At 69.1% G+C, this 18,612-nt stretch carries 12 protein-coding genes; 5 read left to right on the top strand and 7 right to left on the bottom strand.

Features of this window, described 5'->3' with window-relative positions; genetic code table 11:
* Positions 1-105: 105 nt before the first annotated feature.
* On the bottom strand, positions 106-5,331 hold the full coding sequence (locus tag ACYU7G_RS04250; protein WP_461105085.1) for an Ig-like domain-containing protein: 5,226 nt from the start codon (positions 5,329-5,331) through the stop codon (positions 106-108).
* 336 nt (positions 5,332-5,667) lie between these two features.
* Between ACYU7G_RS04250 and treS the strand changes: the two genes are divergently transcribed.
* Positions 5,668-7,887: a maltose alpha-D-glucosyltransferase gene (treS, locus tag ACYU7G_RS04245; protein WP_461105083.1), complete on the top strand. Its 2,220-nt coding sequence runs from the start codon at positions 5,668-5,670 to the stop codon at positions 7,885-7,887.
* A 218-nt stretch (positions 7,888-8,105) separates the two neighbouring features.
* The gene (locus ACYU7G_RS04240; RefSeq protein WP_461105081.1) at positions 8,106-9,377 is read left to right on the top strand and encodes an ammonium transporter; all 1,272 of its coding nucleotides are present in this window, start codon (positions 8,106-8,108) and stop codon (positions 9,375-9,377) included.
* An 81-nt stretch (positions 9,378-9,458) separates the two neighbouring features.
* Here ACYU7G_RS04240 and ACYU7G_RS04235 read toward each other — a convergent pair whose 3' ends face one another.
* The 5 genes from ACYU7G_RS04235 to ACYU7G_RS04215 form a co-directional block, all read right to left on the bottom strand.
* Complete coding sequence (locus ACYU7G_RS04235) at positions 9,459-10,415, bottom strand: hypothetical protein (protein WP_461105079.1); 957 nt, start codon at positions 10,413-10,415, stop codon at positions 9,459-9,461.
* 2 nt (positions 10,416-10,417) lie between these two features.
* The gene (locus ACYU7G_RS04230; RefSeq protein WP_461105077.1) at positions 10,418-11,317 is read right to left on the bottom strand and encodes a carbohydrate ABC transporter permease; all 900 of its coding nucleotides are present in this window, start codon (positions 11,315-11,317) and stop codon (positions 10,418-10,420) included.
* A 1-nt stretch (position 11,318) separates the two neighbouring features.
* Positions 11,319-12,272, bottom strand: a complete 954-nt coding sequence (locus tag ACYU7G_RS04225) for a carbohydrate ABC transporter permease (RefSeq protein ID WP_461105075.1) — start codon at positions 12,270-12,272, stop codon at positions 11,319-11,321.
* 48 nt (positions 12,273-12,320) lie between these two features.
* A complete protein-coding gene (locus tag ACYU7G_RS04220; protein WP_461105073.1) occupies positions 12,321-13,616 on the bottom strand; it encodes a sugar ABC transporter substrate-binding protein in 1,296 nt (431 codons plus the stop codon).
* A 158-nt stretch (positions 13,617-13,774) separates the two neighbouring features.
* Positions 13,775-14,827, bottom strand: coding sequence for a LacI family DNA-binding transcriptional regulator (locus tag ACYU7G_RS04215; RefSeq protein ID WP_461105071.1), 1,053 nt, complete (start codon positions 14,825-14,827; stop codon positions 13,775-13,777).
* Positions 14,828-15,037: 210 nt separating this feature from the next.
* Between ACYU7G_RS04215 and ddaH the strand changes: the two genes are divergently transcribed.
* Entirely contained in the window at positions 15,038-15,928 is an 891-nt protein-coding gene (gene ddaH, locus ACYU7G_RS04210) for a dimethylargininase (RefSeq protein ID WP_461105069.1), read from the top strand.
* Complete coding sequence (gene rocD, locus ACYU7G_RS04205) at positions 15,925-17,142, top strand: ornithine--oxo-acid transaminase (RefSeq protein WP_461105067.1); 1,218 nt, start codon at positions 15,925-15,927, stop codon at positions 17,140-17,142. The genes ddaH and rocD overlap by 4 nt, the downstream gene beginning before the upstream one ends.
* A gap of 85 nt (positions 17,143-17,227) precedes the next feature.
* On the opposite strand, the gene ACYU7G_RS04200 is transcribed toward rocD, so the two are convergent.
* Positions 17,228-17,734, bottom strand: coding sequence for a VOC family protein (locus ACYU7G_RS04200; RefSeq protein WP_461105065.1), 507 nt, complete (start codon positions 17,732-17,734; stop codon positions 17,228-17,230).
* Between the two features lie 65 nt (positions 17,735-17,799).
* Here ACYU7G_RS04200 and ACYU7G_RS04195 point away from each other — a divergent pair, with 65 nt between their 5' ends.
* Positions 17,800-18,603 (top strand): helix-turn-helix domain-containing protein, encoded by an 804-nt coding sequence (locus ACYU7G_RS04195; protein ID WP_461105063.1) that lies wholly within the window; start codon positions 17,800-17,802, stop codon positions 18,601-18,603.
* Positions 18,604-18,612: the final 9 nt, after the last annotated feature.

Below are 18,612 nucleotides of genomic sequence, written 5' to 3'. Positions count from 1 at the left end.
GGCCCATCGAGACGGTCGCCGGGCGACCTCCCCAGGGCAACGGTTCGGCGACGGCAACGAGCCGACCCCAACTGAGGGACCGGCTCGTTGCTGTTCTACCCGGGGTCAGTTCACACGGAACCGCACCAGGTTGTTGAACACCCACTCCTGCGACACCCGGTACGACCAGACGCCGGCGGAGTCCTGGGTACCGACGACCACGCTGGTCAGCGTGTAGCTCCGGCAACCGTTGCGGCCGGTGGTGGCCGTGTCACACTCGGTGCGCCACTGCCGACCATCCGCAGCCGTCCACTCACCCGCGTGGCCCAGCGGGTTGTTCGCCCACTGCGCCCGGGTCATGAACGGCAGGTAGGTGAGGTTGTTGAACACCCAGCCGTTCGACTGCACGAACCGGCCGTCCTGCACGGTCACCGTCGTGGCCCAGATCTCCGTACGGCACCGGATGGTCTGCGAGTACGGTTCGCACTGCGTGTGCCATGAACGCCCGTTGTAGGTGTGGAAGCCGGGGGTGGTGTAGATGTCACGCGGCTGCGGGGCCGGGGTGTTGGTGACGGTGACCGTGGGGTTGGGCGAGGGATCCGGAGTCGGGTCCTCACTCGGCTCCTCGGTCGGGTCCGCGGTGGGCTCCTCCGTCGGCTCCTCCGTGGGATCCTCCGTGGGGTCCTCGGTCGGATCCTCCGTCGGCTCCTCCGTGGGATCCTCCGTGGGATCCTCGGTCGGCTCCTCCGTGGGCTCCTCCGTGGGATCCGGCGTCGGTCCCACATCCGCGTCCTTGACCGCCGCCGCCCAGGACAGCATCGGCGACTGGCTGTTGGTCGCCGTCAGGCGGAGCGTCACCTGGCCGGCCTCGGCCAGCTCGATCTCCTCACTGACCAGTTCGGTCGGGTTGGACGAGTTCAGCGTGACGTTCCCGGCCGAAATGGCCCCGCCGTCGTGGAGCACCTCCACATCAGCGCTGCGGGCATTGCCCGCCCACCAGGAGTGGCTGCCGCCGACGATCGTGTACGAGCCAGCCTCGAGGTCGAAGGTGTACTCCACCAGCGCCCCCACCTGGTTGGCCGTGTACATGCCGGTGGTCGTGGTCTTGTCGTAGGCACCCGCCACGAGCCCCTTGGCCTGGATGTCCGAGGATCCGGACGCGTTGCGCGCAGCGTGACCCCAGGACTGGCCGTCAGCCAGCTGCTGGTCCGGCAGCTCGTTCACCAGGCCGCCGACGACCTCGTCAATGGCCGCCCAGGCGGGAGAGTCGTAGCCGAGCTCACCTGCCTCGGAACCCTGCACGTCGGCGAAGGCGACGGTGCCCTCCGGCACCACCTCAACCCGCGCCGAGACGTCCAGCGGTCCGTGCGCACCGGTCACCTGGACCACCTGCCACGCCGTGGCGAAGTCACCAGCGGAAGCCTCGTCCCACTCGATGGGCAGCTCCATGGTGGACTCGTCATCCAGGGTCGCGGTCAGCGTGTCCGGAAGCTCCGGAACACTGCCGACGAACGTGGCCAGATGCGGTGCCTCCACGGCAACCACCCGCGCCAGGTTCGGGTTGGAAGCCGTCAGCAGGCGATCCACGAGCTGGCGTGCGCCCTCGCCGTCGAGGCGGAACGCGGCGGGATCCGCCACGGCATCCTCGGCGTCGGCGATGAGACGCTGCAGCAGCGCCCAGTCCTCGTCGGTGAAGTCGTCGGTGCGCTCCACCGCCTCGGCGGCCGCCAGCGGGGCGACGATGCTGGCGGCCGGAGCCGCGACAGCCGCAGGTGCGCTCATGACGCCGACGGCGTCGAGGTTGAGCGTGCCCGAGGTCACCTCGAAGCGGACGGTGTGCTCGCCCCACGCCAGGCCGCGCAGCGAGTAGCTCGCCTGGAACCAGTCGGTGGGCTGCGTGGCGGCGTTGCGCACCAGTAGTTCACCGTCGACGTACACGTCGAGGGTGGCGCTGCCGTAGCCGTTGCCGCCGATCAGGTCGATGCCCGAGCCGGTGAACGTGTAGCTGACGCCGGCGCCGGTGGCGAGGCTGTTGGAGCGGGAGCGCATGAACTCGTGCATACCGCCGCCGTTGGCGTGGCGCCACTGGCCGTCGTAGACCAGCTTGGCGTTGGGCACCTCGGCGAGGTCGTGCATCTCCATGTTGTCCATGTGCTCGCCGTAGTACGGCAGGTAGCCGTCGACGTGCTCCACCAGCAGGTTGTCGAACTGGGTGTTGTGGAACCCACTGGCGACGTCGACGAAGCCAGCCAGGTACGGGTTGTCGTCGGTGAAGGAGAACACTTCCACACCATCGATGGAGGCGCTGAGCTCCGGACCGGCGGCGCGGACCGCGAGGCGGTGCCACTGCGTCGAGTCCCAACCGTCGGCGGCCACCGTGCCACTGCCGACTACGGCGCCCCGGCGCAGGAACTGCCATGTGCCGTCCTCGTTCAGGCGCAGCGCGTACGGGGTGGTGTCCAACCCGCCGGAACCGCTGGTGCCGCGGCCGCGGACACCCAGGGCGCCGTAGTTGCCGTCGACGTCGGTGCGCTCGAAACGGACGTCGATGCTCGCCTCGTAGTTGCTCCAGCGGCGGTCACCGATCCCGGTGATGGGGTCGGAGTAGTTCCAGGCACCGGGCACGCCGGTGACCTCCTGGTCCAGCTGCTGGCGCAGCACGAACTCGCCGTCGGCTGCCTCGAAGCCCTCGAAGGATCCCTGGCGGTCCCAGTTGTACAGCGGGGTGAAGCCGGTGACGCCGCCGCGGGAGTCGATGAAGGACTCCGTGGCAGTGCCGAGGCCGCCACCGTCGGCGAGGACCGGGACGGTCTTGCCGTCGTAGTCGAAGTCGTCGGCCCACAGCACGCCGGCGTCGGCGTCGGACTCCAGGACGGTGCGCTCCCCGGCGACGGGCAGCTCGGTGGTCCAGCCGGCGTCGGAGGTGACGTCGAGCGAGGTGACGGTGACGATGGAGAACGGCTCCACCAGCACGGTGTAGGCGCCGTCCTCGGGCGCCACCTCGTCCACCAGCTGCTTGTAGTTGGCGTCGAAGGCCTCGCCCTCGTCGGCGGCCCGGGTCTCCCAGACGGCCAGCTCCTGGCCCGCGTCGAGGTCGAAGCCCACCGGGGTGAGCACGTAGCGGCGCGGGAACTCCGAGTCGTTGACGACGACGGTGGAGAAGTCCGACGCGTCGGGCGCGGCCATCGTCATGTAGTTGGGCTCGCCGTTGCGACCGACGATCGGGTTGGTGCCGGTGGCCGTGGTGAGGCTGGCCTCGGGCATCGCCCGCCAGATGCCGGCGGTGTTGTCCTCGTTCTCCCAGCCGGTGACGGCGAAGTTGCTGAAGTGCTGCAGCACAGCGAGGCCGGCGTCGTAGTGGAGCCAACCGGACCACGGGTCGCGGGCGCTGACCAGTTCCTTGAAGGAGTACTGGCCGCCCTCGTAGAAGGAGCCGATGGCCGGCTGGTAGATGACGTGGGTGCGGTGGGAGTTCACGAAGCCCTTGACGATGGTGTTGGCCATCTCCAGGGAGCTGCCCGTGCCACCGATTCCGGTGCCCGGCGTCGTCGGGTCCGCCACGTTGTTGTTGGGACGGAACGCGGAGTTGCTGAACGTGGCCTGCGCCTCGGAGTTCCAGACCTGCTTGTCGAACTCGGTGGCCAGGCGCTTGAAGTTGCCCTGCGAGTCGTCGTTGGTGTTGTAGTGGAACGCGGCCACATCCACCTTGTCACGCAGGTCCTCGTCGTTGACCATTGCCGGACCGAACGTGCCGGTGCCCACCTCGTCGGAGATGACCAGCTTGATCTGGCGATACAGCTCTGCCTCGCCCTCGCGGAACCCGGCGAGCGACGGGTCGTCGCTGATGTAGCCGGTCTCGTCGTCACGGATGCGGTCATACCACTGCTTGGTGACGTTCAGGTTGGCGCTGTGCTCGTTCACGCCGGGGTTCAGGTAGTCCACCATGTAGCCGTACTCGCGGTGCGCGGCAAGGATGGTGTTCTTGTACCAGCGGTAGGTGTCGTCCTCACCGGTGACCCAGGCCGGGGAGACCCAGCGCAGGATGCTGACCACCAGGTCAGGGTTGTACTTGCGGGCGTCCGCGGCCAGCTGGAAGCCGGGGTGGCGCAGGACGTTCGCCTCCTCCTCGGCGGTGCGCATGGTGGCCGGGTCGGAGCCGGTGGAGTTGTTCCGGTCGTTGCCCATCTCGATCTTGACGTGGTTCATGATGGGGTTCTCGCCACCGAACAGGGTCTGCAGCAACTCGTCGTACTTCTCCGGCTGCTGCGCCTTGTAGTCCATCAGCACGGAGCTGGTGGAGTTGGCGCTGAGCACGCCGAAGCCCTTGAACGTGAGGCCGTTGACGTTGTCCGCGGCGATGTCGGCGGCGTCGATCTCCACCGCGGTGGTTGCCACCACCGGCGGCTCGGGCTCACCGACGATGGCGTCCTCCGCGTCGCCGGCGGCAATTGCGAACCAGCTGAACATCGGGCCCTCGCCGGAGACCTGGCGGTAGGTCAGCGAGATCTCCGTTGCCCCCTCGGGGATGGTGAACACGTCGGTGGCCGTCACCGTGGTGGCGGGCTGGTTGGCAGGCGTGTGGAGCGCGACGGTGTCCATGGTGGCGGACTGCTCCGCACCGTCGAGCGTCCAGGACACAGTGGGTGCGATGCCACGATTGCGGGACTGGCCGGGGTAGAACTCGCGGAAGCCGGTGCTGAGCGTGTAGGTGCCCGGCTCGAGAGCAAGGTTGTGGCCGATCAGCGAGGCATTGGTGCGCACGCCGAGGCTGTACTTGTCGTACTCGCCAAGTGCGTCGAGGTTCGAGTCGCTCGGGTCACCGCCGTCGACCGTGAGCTTGTAGTTGTGGTTTCCCGTGCCGTAGGTGAAGCCCCAGTCGGTCTCGCCTTCCACGAAGCGCTGGTCAGGCTTGTCGTTGTGGAGGTCGGTGAGGCTGCTCACCGCGTTGAACGCGTGGGAGTTGGTCTCAAGGTTGGACCACGCGAAGTTCTGCGAGTCACCGCCATGGCCGGCGTCGACGAAGTACACCAGCGGGAACTCGGCCGGCGGGATCACCTCCACGTGGGCGGTGACACTCTGGCCGTCGGCGGTGCCGGTGACCTCCACGGTCTCCCAGGCGGAGTCGAACGCGTCGGCCTCCAGGCTCCAGGTGACGGGGTGGTCGGCCTCGCCGTCGTTCAGCGTGGCGGGCAGGGAAGTCTCAGCCAACTCGTCGGCGCCGAGGTAGGCAGCTGCCCGGACGGCGGTGGGGAGTTCGGCGGATGCTATGCCGGGGGCGGTCCACAGGGATGCGACGAGCGCGGTGGTGGCCAGTCCGACTGTGATCAGAGATGCAGGGCGCGTGCGTTGCACGGGTCTCCTCCTCATTGAGTGAGCATGTCCTGCAATGATCGCAGGTGATCGATAAGGAGTCAACGTTTCTCTCCGAACTTGTCTAAGTGATCAAAAGTGATCCGTTCGTCGGGCTCCTGAGTGATTGTGGCGCCCTTGGTGGCGCCGGGCTATCCGGGCGACCGTGACAGGCCGCGCCGACGCGCCTCGGGTCACACCCACCTGTGCGCGTCTCGCGGCGTGTCGCCGGAGCTGGTCACCAGCCGCTTTGGGCATCGCCCGGTCTCCTGGCTCATTGCTCGCCGGCCCTACTCAACTGCCGGTGGTTGAGACTCCCCTGCCGGTAGCGTGGGGCAGGTGAGCACGCCAGCAGACAAGTCCCTTCCCGCGGCCGAGGCCGACGAGGTGGAGGAGCTGCCCGAGATCAGCTTCGACCAGCAGCGCTTCGCCGCCCGCCCGGCCAAGCTGCGCCCGCGCGCACGCCGTCGCAGCGCCGACGCGAACCCGATCACCCCGCCGTTCGAGGCGTCGGGCCAGAACACCGCCTACGTGGACTGGCTGGAGGAGCAGTCGATGCTGCACGACGCGTCGCAGGTGGCGCGGCAGCTCGCGGGCAAGCACACCATGTGGGCCCACCCCTACGCGCACCCGGACCCGCGCGCCGCGCTGGCTCAGGCGTCGGTCTGGTACACCGCCTACCCGCTGTCGCACATCACCCAGCCCGGGCAGTCATACCTGGGGGCGCTGGGCGAGGCCGAGTTGTGGGATGCGTTCAAGACGATCGGCATCGACGCCGTCCACACCGGGCCGGTGAAGCTCGCGGGCGGGCTGGACGGCTGGGACCCGACGCCCAGCGTCGACGGCCACTTCGACCGGATCGCCATGGCCATGGACCCCATGTTCGGCACCGAGGAGGAGTTCCGCGAGATGTGCGAGACCGCCGCACGCTCGGGCGGGACCATCATCGACGACATCGTCCCCGGCCACACCGGCAAGGGCGCCGACTTCCGGCTGGCGGAACTGAACTACCGTGACTACCCCGGGATCTACCACATGGTGGACATCCCGGAGGAGGCCTGGCACCTGCTGCCGGACGTTCCGTTGGGCCGCGACTCGGTCAACCTGTCCCCCGACGCGGAGGCTGCGCTCGCCGCGGAGGGTTACATCATCGGCGCCCTGCAGCGCGTCATCTTCTACGAGCCGGGCGTGAAGGAGACCAACTGGTCCGTCACCCCACCCATCCGCGACTACAAGGGAACCCTGCGCCGCTGGGTGTACCTCCACTACTTCAAGGAGGGCCAGCCCACCATCAACTGGCTGGACCCAACCTGCGCCGGCATGCGGCTGGTGATGGGCGACGCCCTGCACTCGCTGCTGGACCTCGGCTCCGGCGGCCTGCGGCTCGACGCCAACGGCTTCCTCGGCGTCGAGCGCACCTTCGACCAGTCCCCCGCCTGGTCCGAGGGCCACCCCCTCTCGCTGGCGGCCAACCAGCTGATCGGATCCCTGGTGCGCAAGGTGGGCGGGTTCACGTTCCAGGAGCTGAACCTCGGCATCGACGACATCCAGCGCACCGGCGCCGTCGGCCCCGACCTCTCCTACGACTTCATCACCCGCCCCGCCGCCCAGGTGGCCGTCTCCACCGGCGACACCGAGTTCCTGCGGCTGGTGCTCCGCGAGGCCCTTGAGGCCGGCGTCGACCAGGCCTCCCTCGTCCATGCCCTGCAGAACCACGACGAGCTCACCTACGAGCTCGTGCACTTCGCCGCCGCCCACCGTGACGACGTCTACACCTTCGGCGGCGAGGAGATGACCGGCACGGACCTGGCCGAGCACATCCGCCAGACCATGCGCGACCGTCTCACTGGCGACGCCGCACCCTACAACTCGGTGTTCACGCAGAACGGGATCGCCTCGACGACGGCCTCCATCGTCGCCGCCACCCTCGGCTTCACCGACCTGGAGGACATCGGCGACTCCGACGCCCGCCGGATCGCGAACGCCCACCTGCTGCTGTGCATGTACAACGCGTGGCAGCCGGGCGTGTTCGCGCTGTCCGGCTGGGACCTCGTCGGCGCGCTGCCGCTGGACCGCTCCGAGGTGAAGTCTCTGATCTCATCCGGCGACACCCGCTGGCTCCACCGCGGCGCCTACGACCTGCTGGGTGACTCCCCCGACGCGAAGCGGTCCGCGGCCGGGATGCCGCGGGCTCGGGCGCTGTACGGGCCGGTGCCCGAGCAGTTGAAGCGCGAGTCGTCGTTCGCGTCGCGCCTGTCCGGGATCCTGAAGGTCCGCAAGCGCAACGGCCTGGACACCGGCACCCTCGTCGACGTGCCCGAGGTGGGCCACAAGTCGCTGCTGGTGATGGTCAACGAACTGGAGATCGGCGCCACCCAGATCACCGCCCTCAACTTCGGGCAGGAGAAGCTGGAGGCCCGCATCCAGTCCGAGCTGCTGCCGTCGGGTCGGGTGTTCGACCTCAGCACGCGCCGCAAGGTGGGCGTGGTGGACGATCTTGGCGGCTTCAACGTGGAGCTGCCGGCGTTCGGCGGCCTTGCGATGATCATCCGCGACTGACTCCGGTCGCGGCGGGGTCAGCCGGGGCGGTTCTCGGACTCGCCATAACTCTCATCCTTGACTGGTTTGAGAGCCTCCACCAGACCCGGGGCGTTTCAAAACCGTAACACCGCGTCACAACCATGCAACCGGTCGGGAGCCTGCTGGTAACGCCGTCACGATGGAGTGGACCCATCAACCGCGCAGAGCGGATCAAACAGAAGCAGAAGGGTCCCGGCATGGAGACGGAAGTTTGGGAATTGGCCTCACCGATATGGGTGATGGTCTCGGCCGCGTTGGTGTTGCTGATGACGCCGGGTCTGGCGTTCTTCTACGGCGGCCTGTCAAGAGCACGATCGGCCATCAACATGATGATGATGAGCTTCGGCGCCATGGGCGTGGTCGCCGTCGTGTGGCTGCTGTGGGGCTACTCGATGAGCGGTGGGGGCACCAGCATCGCCGGCATCTTCGCCGACCCGATCACCGCGTTCGGCCTGGTGGGCCTCAGCGGTGAGGACCTCGTCGGCGTCGGGTTCGCGGCGACGTTCGCGATCATCACGGTGGCACTGATCTCGGGTGCCGTCGCCGACCGCGCACGCTTCAAGGCCTGGCTGGTCTTCGTGCCGCTGTGGGTGACGCTGGTCTACGCACCGCTCGCGTACATGGTGTGGGGTGGCGGCCTGCTCGGCGCCGACGGCGCCATCGGCTCCATCGTGGGCGAGGCCCTCGACTTCGCGGGCGGCCTGGTCGTCCACATGGCCGCCGGCCTGGCAGCCCTGGTGCTGGCGCTGGTCATCGGCAAGCGCTCCGGCTTCTCCCCCAGCCTGCACAAGCCCCACAGCATCCCCTTCGTGATGCTCGGTGCCGCCATCCTCTGGTTCGGCTGGTTCGGCTTCAACGGCGGCGCCGCAGGTTCCGTGGCCGAGGCTGGCCTGATCTGGGTCAACACCCTCGTCGCCCCGGGTGCCGCGATGGTGGGCTGGCTGATCACCGAGCAACTCCGTGACGGTCGAATGACCTCCGTCGGCGGCGCCTCCGGCATCGTCGCGGGCCTGGTCGCCATCACCCCCGCCTGCGCCTTCGTCAGCCCGCTCGGCGCGCTCGCAATCGGACTCGTCGCCGGCGTGATCTGCTGCTTCGCCGTGACCGTGAAGTTCCGCCTCGGCATCGACGACTCGCTGGACGTCGTGGGCCTCCACTTCGTCGCCGGCCTGTGGGGCACCGTCGCGATCGGCCTGCTGGCACTGCCGCAGGACGACGGCCGCGGCGGCCTCCTCCTCGGCGGCGGCGCGGCCCTGATGGGCGCGCAACTGATGGCAGTCCTCGTCACAACGGTCTACACCGTCCTCGTGACCGCCGTCATCGCCTTCGCGATCCACAAGACGATGGGCTTCCGCATCCCGGCGGACGACGAGGTCGGCGGCATCGACGTCGCGGAGCACCAGGAGTCCGCCTACGACTTCGAGACCGCCATGGCCTACACCGGTGAGGGGGCCGACGAGAAGGCCTGACCACCACCGACCGGTCCCGCAAGGGACAGGACAGAGCCCCCGACCTGCGCGCGCAGGTCGGGGGCTCGCTTCATTTCCGTCTCAGGCCGGGCCGGGCGGATCCTGCACGAGCTGCAGCCGTCGGCCCACCCGGACCACGGGCAGCGGGTCCAGGATCTCGCCCTGGAACTCGCCGTCAACCCTGTCGGAGAACCCGACCAGCGCCCACTGACCAGGCGTCGCCTCCACCAGCCGCGCCGCGTACAGGCTGGGGTGGTCGAAGGTGCCCGCGGCGGAGAAGTCCCACGGCCCCAGCAGCGAGTCCCCGGGCGCGAACCACATCCCGCCCGTGGCCTGCTGCTGCCGCTGCTCGCCCTGGTGGGAGTCCCAGCAGCAGAACAGCAGGAACGGTTGGCCGTCCACCACGACGGTCTGCGGCACCTCCATCTGCCCCCAGCCCGCGGGCTCGGACAGCGGCGGCTGCACCTCCCAGCGCTCCAAGTCGGGGCTGGTGGCGTGCCCGATCACCGACCGGGTGGCCGGGTCGCCGACCGCGGCACGGGCTGTGAGGAGCATGTGCCACTGCCCGTCCTCGCCGCGGAACACCCACGGGTCGCGCCACGCCTCGTCGAACCAGTCGCCGCTGGCGAGCTTCTCGTACCAGCGAGGATCGGCCTCGACCACCTGGGACTCGGGGCGACGGTGCCAGGTCACCATGTCCTCGGAGTGGGCCACGCCGACGCGCTGGACCAGGCCGTCCTCGGCGCGGGAGACGCCGGTGTAGAACAGTCGCCAGGTGCCGTCGTCGGCGCGGACGACGGAGCCGGTCCAGGTGGCCCGGTCGTCCCAGGCCGGTGAGTCGGCGGCCACCAGCGCGTCGGGCAGGAGTTCCCAGTGCGTCAGGTCGGTGGAGCGGGCGTGACCGATGGAGGCGCGCAGGTGTCGCCTGTCGGGGTCGAGCAGGGCCCGGGAGGCCCGTAGGAAGAACAGGTGGTGGCTCCCGTCGTCGGCCCTTGCAGGCCAGCTGTCCCAGACCCAGTGGTCAGGAAGTCTCAGCATGTCTATCCCTTCACGCCGCTGGCGGCGATGGAGCTGACGAACGCTCGCTGGAACACGAGGAACATCAGCAGAACTGGCAGTGTGATCAGCGAGGTGTAGGCCATGACCTCACCCCAGGCAGTGTTGAGCTGGAAGAAGTACTGCATGCCCACCATCACGGGGCGCAGCGACTCCTGCTGCACCACCATCAAGGGCCACAGGTAGGCGTTCCAGGCGGGCAGGAACGTGAGGATCGCGACGGTGGCGAACGCCGGGCCCGAAAGTGGTGCGATGATCCGGGCGTAGATCGAGAACCAGCCGGCGCCGTCGATGCGGGCGGCCTCGTCGATGGAGGTTGGGATGGTGGAGAAGTACTGCGTGAACAAGAAGATGGAGAACGCGTTGGCGATGAACGGGATGATCATCACCTCGTAGGTGTTGAGCCACCCGATGTCGTACTTCACCATCCCGTCCTCGATCACGAGGGTGGGCAGCAGGCTGACCCAGTAGACCATCGGCACGGCGATCGTCTCGAACGGGACGATCAGGGTGGCGATGATCACGGTGAGCAGGAGCTTGCGCCCGTTCCAGGACATCCGGGACAGGGCGAAGCCTGCCAGCGAGTTGACCACCAGGCCGAGGCCGACGATCAGCACCGTGACCACCACGGAGTTCAGCAGGAATCGGGCGAACGGAACCCGCTCGAACACATCGGCGTAGTTGTCGAGCGAGATGTCGCCGACGGGCAGGAACGCGTTGATGGAGTCGACGTCGGCGAGGATCTGCGCGTCCGGCTTCAGGCTCGAGACCACCATGAACACCAGCGGGAAGACGAACACCAGCGCGAGCAGGATCATCGGGATGTAGAGCAGCAGCTTGCGGCGCCGCCTGGACCGCGCCATGGAGATGGTTGAGTCGGTCATGTCAGTCCTTGTCCCTTGTGAGGTAGCGCTGGACCATGGCGATGATCAGGACCAGCACGAAGAAGATGAGCGAGATCGCGGCCCCGTATCCGGTCTGCTGCTCGCGGTACCCGCGCCGCACGGCATGGAACACCAGCGTCGTGGTGGAGTCCACGGGGCCGCCCTGGGTCATCACGTCGATCTGCACGAACAGACCGAGCGCGGCGATGGTGATGGTCACGAGGATGAACACCATCGTGGGCCTCAGGCCGGGCCAGGTGACGTTCTTGAACTGTTCCCAGGCGCTGGCACCGTCCATCCGGGCGGCCTCGTAGAGCTCCTCGGGAATGGTCTGCAGGCCGGACAGCCAGATGATCATGTGGAAGCCCACCGCCTGCCAGATGGACAGGACGATGATGGCCGGCAGCGCCGTCGACGGATTGTTGAGCCAGGCGATGCCGTCCCAGGCGCCGAAGGTGATCGTGTCGATGAACGAGTTGATGATGCCGTCCGGCTGGTACATGAAGCGCCACAGGATGGAGACCACGACGATCGAGGTCACCACGGGGATGAAGTAGACGATCCGGAAGAAGGTGGTGCCGCGGAGCTTCTGGTTGACCAGGATGGCCATCACCAGGCCGAGCCCCGCCTGCACGGGTACGACCACGACCGCGAACAGGAAGGTGTTCAGCAGGGAGCGGATGAAGGTCGGGTCACCGACGAAGGCCCGGATGAAGTTGTCCAGCCCGACGAACCGGGGCGGGTTCGGCGAGATCAGGCGGGCGTTGGTGAAGGACAGGCCGAATGCCAGCAGCACCGGCACGATGAGGAACAACAGCAGCAGCAGTGCGGCCGGCGCCACCATGGCGTAGGCCACCGAGTTGCCGTGCCGCTTGCCGCGACGGCGACGCGTCGGCGCTGCCGTCGCCGACGCGACCGCGGGGGCTGCTGGGCCGGCATTGAGCGAAGTGGTCATGATGCCTCCTGTGTGCCCGGCCGGGGCGCGAACGCCCCGGCCGAGGAATCAGAATCCGTAGCCGTCGTTGTTCTCGATGTCGGCGTCGATGTCGGCCACCGCCTGGTCGAGGGTCTCCTTGACGTCGGCGCCGTTCATGATGTCCATGGCCGCCGTCTGGAACGTGGTGGAGATGACCGCGTAGGCGGGGGTCTCGGGGCGGAGCACCGCGAACTGCGTCAGCTCGGTGAACGGGCGCAGGACGCCCTCCTCGCCGAAGTACTCGCTGCCCTCGGTCCCGGTCTCCGTGGCAGGGATCACGATCTGCTTGTCCGCGAAGGCGGACACGTACTCCGGGGCGAAGGAGAACTCGAGGTAGGCGCGGGCCCCGTCGAGCGCGGCACCCGAGCACGACGACGCGATGCCCCACTGCCACGAGCCGCCGCCGATCTTCGGGCCCGCACCGAGGTCCGGCGGGGGCAGGATCAGCAGGTCGTCTCCGACGGCGTCGAGGGAGTCGAGCGCGTTCCAGACTCCGGTGTAGCTGAGGCCCACCTCGTCGCGGTTGAACTCCTCGTTGCCGATCGTGCCGTTGCTGCCCGCAAGACCGTCGGCGAACAGGCCCTGGAACCACTCGCCCCAGGCGACGGCCTCGGGACCGTTGAGGGCGCCGTCGGCGCTCAGGTAGGACTCGCGGTCGATCAGGTCACCGCCGAAGCTCTGCAGCATCGGCGAGTAGGCGTAGGGCCACCACTCGCCGGAGTCCTCGGCGCCGATGTCGAGGGGCGTCTCGTAGCCGGCGGTCTTGAGCGTGCGCAGCGCGGCGTCGAACTCGTCCTTGGTCCAGGGCTCGTCGATGGTGGGGATGCGGATGCCGTTGGCGCTCAGGACCGATTCCCTGGCGAAGATCGCCAGGGCGGCGTCCCAGTAGCCGGCGGAGTAGATCTCGTCGTCCCAGATCCCGACCGCCGTCGGGAGCAGTGAGTCGGTGATCTCGGTGGAGATGCCGAGGGGCTGGATGTAGCCGGCCCACGCCCAGTTCGGGACGATCGGCCCGTCCATGTCGAGCAGGCAGGGCAGGTCACCCGACGCCGCGGCCGCGACGATGGCGTCGTTGTAGGCGCCCTGCGGGAACGACTCCGAGACCACCTCGTAGGCGTCCTGCGACGCGTTGAAGTCGGCGATGATCTGGTTGTAGACCTCGAGTTCCGCCTCGTTCCCGGCGGAGTGGGTCCACAAGGTGATCTCCGCGGGGCCGTCGGAGTCGTCGCCGCTGCCGGTGTCCTCGCCGGCGCGGGCGCAGCCGGTGACGGCGAGCGCGGAGATGGCCGCCAGGGCGGCGAGTGTGCGTCCAGTGTGCTTCATTGCTGTTCCTTCCAGTTCGGCCGCCTCCGTTGGCGGCTGGTTCCGAAGTGGGCCTAATTCGATTTAGGTACCCACAGGATGCGTCCTGCGGATCGTGGTGTCAACCCCCGGATTCGCAGTTTTACCAATTCGTGACCCGGGGTGCGGGGGCGGTGATGTCAGTGCGGCGGTGCGCTCGATTCGCGGACCACCAGTTCACAAGGCAGGCAGCGTCGCGGGGCCACGATCTCCTCGCCGGCCGCGGCCGCCAGCGCCAGGAGGACCGCCTCGTCACCCATCCTGGCGTGCGGCAGGGCGACGGTGGTCAGCGGCGGCACCGAGCGCTCCGCCAGCTTCTCCTCGTCGTCGAAGCCGATGATCGAGACGTCTTCGGGAACCGAGAGTCCCAGCCGGGCGGCCGCCAGCGTCGCGCCGAGCGCGGCCCGGTCGGTGATGGCGAACAGCCCCGTCGGCCGCTGCTCCGGCGGGACGTCCAGGGCTTCGATCGCGGCGCGGTAGCCGTCGTCGATCGCCCAACCGGTCTCCACCACCCCGGCCGCCACGCCCCGCCGCTCGGCGGCGGCCAGGAAGGACTCGAGCCGGATCGGCCCGGACACATTGCCCGGATCCTCGAGGCCGGCGTCGGGGGCCCAGTAGCCGGTGAGCATGGTCACGCGACGGTGCCCCAGGTCCGCGAGGTGATCGAGCGCCACCGCCGCGCCCTGGGCGTCGTCGGGGTAGACGCTGAGCTCGTCGTCGCGCTCGGCCGTGCAGTCGGCCAGCACGAGCGGCAGGTGGGTGGCCGGCAGGTCGTCCAGGATGCGGAACCCCATGCTCGCGTAGATTATGGCGTCCACCTGGCGCCGCTCCAGTTCCCGGATGGCCGACTCCTCGCGGTCCTCGCGCGAGTGCAGGTCCATCACCAGCATGATGTGCCCGTTGGCCTCCGCCCGCTCGGCCGCACCGGCCACGAGCCGACCGCCGAACGGCGAGGAGGCCACGGCGTCGGTGACGAGGCCGATCGAGTGGGTGGTCCGGCTGCGCAGGGAGCGGGCGACGTGGTGCGGCTCGTAGCCGAGCGACGCTGCCGCCTCCAGGATGCGCTTCTTGGTCTCCGCCGAGATGTTGCCGCCGTCCCGCCCGTTCAGCACGAACGAGACCGCAGTCGGCGACACCCCCGCGGCCGCAGCGACGTCCGCGGCTCGCACGCGACGACGCGGTTGGCTCGACATGCAAGCCATGGCACCAGTTGGGCCGGGGCCTGTCAACAAACGCCTCCGATGACGTCGGCCACCCGATCTGAGCGACACCGCCGCGGGTGGGTGGGACAATGGAGGCAGACGTGCACGTGTCGCCTCTTCCTCGTGACCCCTGGGTCGCGGGTCGAACTGCCGCCGGGCCCATGGACAGAGTCCGTCTTCCACACCGCAGTGAGGAGAGAGATGACAGTCCCCCGCACCACCGTTCTGCCGCCAGCGTCGTCCGCGGCCGGCACACGCGTGCAGCAACACCGGCGCTACCTCATGTGCCGCCCCGCCAACTTCACCGTCAGCTACGAGATCAACCCGTGGATGGACCGGGCCGTGCCGGTCGACCGGGCCAGGGCACTTCGACAGTGGGGAGCGCTCCACCAGACCTACGTCACGCTCGGCCACGACGTCGAGCTCATCGAGCCGGTCCCCGGGCTGCACGACATGGTCTACGCGGCCAACGGCGGGTTCACCGTCGACGGCGTGGCGCTGGGCGCACGCTTCGCCGTCAGCCAGCGCCGCGGCGAGGAGCGCCCGTACCTGGACTGGTTCGCCGGCCACGGCTTCGAGGTGCGCGGCTCGGTGGCCGCCCAGGAGGGCGAGGGCGACCTTCTGCTCGTCGGGCCGACGATCCTTGCCGGCCACGGGTTCCGCTCGGACCCCGCCAGCCACTCCGAGGTGGCCGCGGTCTTCGGCCGCGAGGTCGTGTCACTGCGGCTGGTGGACCCCAGGCTCTACCACCTGGACACGGCGGTGTGCGTGCTGGATCCGGTGGAGGGACCGGGCGGCGTGGAGCGCGCCAACATCGCCTACCTGCCGGCGGCGTTCGACCGCCGCAGCCGGGCCGTGCTCGCCGAGCGCTACCCGGATGCGATCGTCGTCCCGGAGACCGCCCGGACGGTGCTCGGGCTGAACGCGGTCAGCGACGGTCGCTTCGTCGTCCTGCCGCCGCGGGCGACGGTCTTCGCCGCCATGCTGCGCGAACGCGGCTACCAACCGGTGGCCGTGGACCTGTCCGAACTGCTGCTCGGCGGCGGCGGCATCAAGTGCTGCACCCTGGAACTGCGAGGAGGGAAGTCATGACCGCCACCGGCCTGGGCACTGATTCGGCACGCATCATCTCAGACGAACGCGAACACGTCGCCCACAACTACAACCCGCTGCCCGTTGTCGTCGCGAGTGCCAGCGGGGCATGGGTCACCGACGTCGAGGGACGGCAGTACCTCGACCTCCTGTCTGCGTACTCGGCGCTGAACTTCGGGCACCGACACCCGGAACTCGTCCGGGCCGCCGTCAGCCAACTGGAGCGCGTCACCCTGACCAGCCGTGCCTTCCACACCGACGTGCTCGGCAGGTTCGCCGTAGCGCTGGCCGAGCTGTGCGGCAAGGAGATGGTGCTGCCGATGAACACAGGCGCCGAAGCCGTCGAGACCGGCATCAAGACCGCCCGCGCGTGGGCGTACCGGGTGAAGGGGGTGCCGGACGGGAAGGCGAACATCGTCGTCGCGGAGGGCAACTTCCACGGCCGCACCACCACAATCGTCGGCTTCAGCGACGACCCGCTGGCCCGGGACGGGTTCGGGCCGTTCACGCCGGGCTTCACGACGGTGCCGTTCGGGGACGCGTCGGCGATCGAGGCGGCCGTCGACGAAGACACCGCCGCCGTGCTGCTGGAACCCATCCAGGGCGAGGCAGGCGTCATCATCCCGCCCGACGGCTACCTGCGGGATGTCCGCGAGCTGTGCACGCGGGAGGGCGTGCTGTTCGTCGCCGACGAGATCCAGTCCGGGCTGGGCCGCACCGGCACGACGTTCGCGTGCGAGCGGGAAGGTGTGGTGCCCGATCTCTACCTGCTGGGCAAGGCGCTGGGCGGCGGGATCGTGCCAGTCTCAGCGGTTGTCGGCGAGCGGGACGTGATGGGCGTGTTCCGTCCCGGCGAGCACGGTTCCACCTTCGGCGGGAATCCCCTCGCCGCGGCGGTCGGCCTGCGCGTGGTGGAGTTGTTGCGCACCGGCGAGTTCCAGCAGCGCGCCACCATCATGGGTGAGCACCTCGGGGAGCTGTTGGCCGGCCTCGTGGGCCGTGGTGTCACCGAAGTGCGGCGGGCCGGGCTCTGGGCCGGCGTCGACGTCGAACCCTCGCTCGGCACCGGGCGCGACGTCGCCATGCGACTGTTGGAGCGCGGTGTCCTGGTGAAGGACACCCACGGGCAGACCATCCGGATCGCGCCGCCGCTGACCATCAGCGCCGAGGACCTGGACTGGGCGGTCGAACAGCTGCGTGCGGTGTTGGGCTGAGGCGACGCGCTGAGGTATGCACCCTTCGAGACGGTCGCGGGGCGACCACCTCAGGGCAACTGTTCCGGCGGGGCGCTGAGGAGCCTCAGCCCTGCGAGGCGGCCCAGTCCGCCACGCGCCGGGCGCTCTCCGCCTCGGAGAGGTCCTCGACGCGCGACATCAGCGACCAGCGGACGCCGAACGGGTCCCGGATGGAGGCGAACCGGTCGCCGGAGACGAAGTCGGAGACGGGCTCACGCACCGTCGCGCCGGCCTCGACGGCGCGGGCGAGGGTGGCGTCGACGTCGGCGAGGTAGACACCCATGGAGTAGCAGTCATCGTCGCCGTCCGGCATGGGCACGAGGCCGAAGTCCGGGTTGGGTTCGCCGAGCTGGAGCTGCCCCTTGCCGAAGTCGAGGACGGCGTGGACCACCATGCCGCCCATCTCCGTGACGTCGACGACGCGGGCGCCGAAGACGTCGCGGTAGAACTCGATGGCGTCCCTGGCCCGCGGTACGGCCAGGAACGGGGTGAGGCTGGTGGAGCCGTGCGGGATGCCGGCGGTGGTGTGTTCCCCGGTGACGCCGGGACGTGCATTCGTTGTGTCGGTCATGCGTGCAACGCTATTTCCGCCAGACTTGGTCCGGCTTGGAGATTCGCGACAACCGGAGGTTACCGATGGACGTGCAGCCAGATGCCCGCGGCATCCTGTACCCGACGCGGCTGCCGAGCTTCCATCGCATCCCGGCCCCGAAGGCGGTGGCCGAGCTGGTGCAGTGGTTCTGGATCCCCCGCTGGCAGCTCGCTCCCGGCCGCACCTCCCGGCAGGAGGTCCTCACCTTCCCAGCCTCCAACCTGACGGTGGAACCGGGGCAGGTGACGGTGTCCGGGCCAACCACCCGGATCTCGCACCGGGACCTGACCGGCACCGGCTGGGCCGTCGGTGCGCTGCTGCGCCCGGCCGGGGTGGCCGCGCTCGGGATCACGCCGTCGGAACTCACGGACTCAGAAACGCAGTTCGAGGCCCCCGACCTCCACGCCGCATTGGCAGCGGCCATGACCGGGCCGGACCACGACGTCGCCCGGGACGACACCGTCGCCGCCTACGTGTCGTGGCTCGGCGAGCGTGCCGGGGAGCCCGACGAGTCGGCCCTGGCCGCGAACCGGCTCGAGGAGACCGTCCGCAACCACCGCGACGTCGTGCGTGTGGAGCAGCTTGCCGAGCGGCTGCACCTGTCTGTGCGCAGCGTCCAGCGGCTCGCCGACCGGTTCATCGGCGTCCCACCCCTCGCGATGATCCGCCGCTTCCGTCTGCAGGAGGCCGCCCAGCTCCTCCGGGAGGACCCGGCCGTAACCATCGCCGACGTCGCCGCCGAACTCGGCTACTCCGACCACGCCCACCTCACATCCGACTTCCGCCGGGTGCTGGGCCTGACGCCCCGGGACTACCGCGCCTCGCAGGAGCCGGGCGGCAGGGGCTGAAGGCTGCCC

It is taken from the genome of Tessaracoccus terricola (assembly GCF_054776555.1).
The sequence above is the reverse complement of the archived record's forward strand: the minus strand, read 5'-3'. Positions and strand labels throughout refer to the sequence as shown.

Bases quoted from the DNA above. Each gene is read 5' to 3' on its own strand.
- ACYU7G_RS04240 (WP_461105081.1), top strand. From the start codon at position 8,106: ATGGAGACGGAAGTTTGGGAATTGGCCTCACCGATATGGGTGATGGTC.
- ACYU7G_RS04235 (WP_461105079.1), bottom strand. From the start codon at position 10,415: ATGCTGAGACTTCCTGACCACTGGGTCTGGGACAGCTGGCCTGCAAGG.
- ACYU7G_RS04230 (WP_461105077.1), bottom strand. From the start codon at position 11,317: ATGACCGACTCAACCATCTCCATGGCGCGGTCCAGGCGGCGCCGCAAG.
- ACYU7G_RS04225 (WP_461105075.1), bottom strand. From the start codon at position 12,272: ATGACCACTTCGCTCAATGCCGGCCCAGCAGCCCCCGCGGTCGCGTCG.
- ACYU7G_RS04220 (WP_461105073.1), bottom strand. From the start codon at position 13,616: ATGAAGCACACTGGACGCACACTCGCCGCCCTGGCGGCCATCTCCGCG.
- ACYU7G_RS04215 (WP_461105071.1), bottom strand. From the start codon at position 14,827: ATGTCGAGCCAACCGCGTCGTCGCGTGCGAGCCGCGGACGTCGCTGCG.
- ddaH (WP_461105069.1), top strand. From the start codon at position 15,038: ATGACAGTCCCCCGCACCACCGTTCTGCCGCCAGCGTCGTCCGCGGCC.
- rocD (WP_461105067.1), top strand. From the start codon at position 15,925: ATGACCGCCACCGGCCTGGGCACTGATTCGGCACGCATCATCTCAGAC.
- ACYU7G_RS04200 (WP_461105065.1), bottom strand. From the start codon at position 17,734: ATGACCGACACAACGAATGCACGTCCCGGCGTCACCGGGGAACACACC.
- ACYU7G_RS04195 (WP_461105063.1), top strand. From the start codon at position 17,800: ATGGACGTGCAGCCAGATGCCCGCGGCATCCTGTACCCGACGCGGCTG.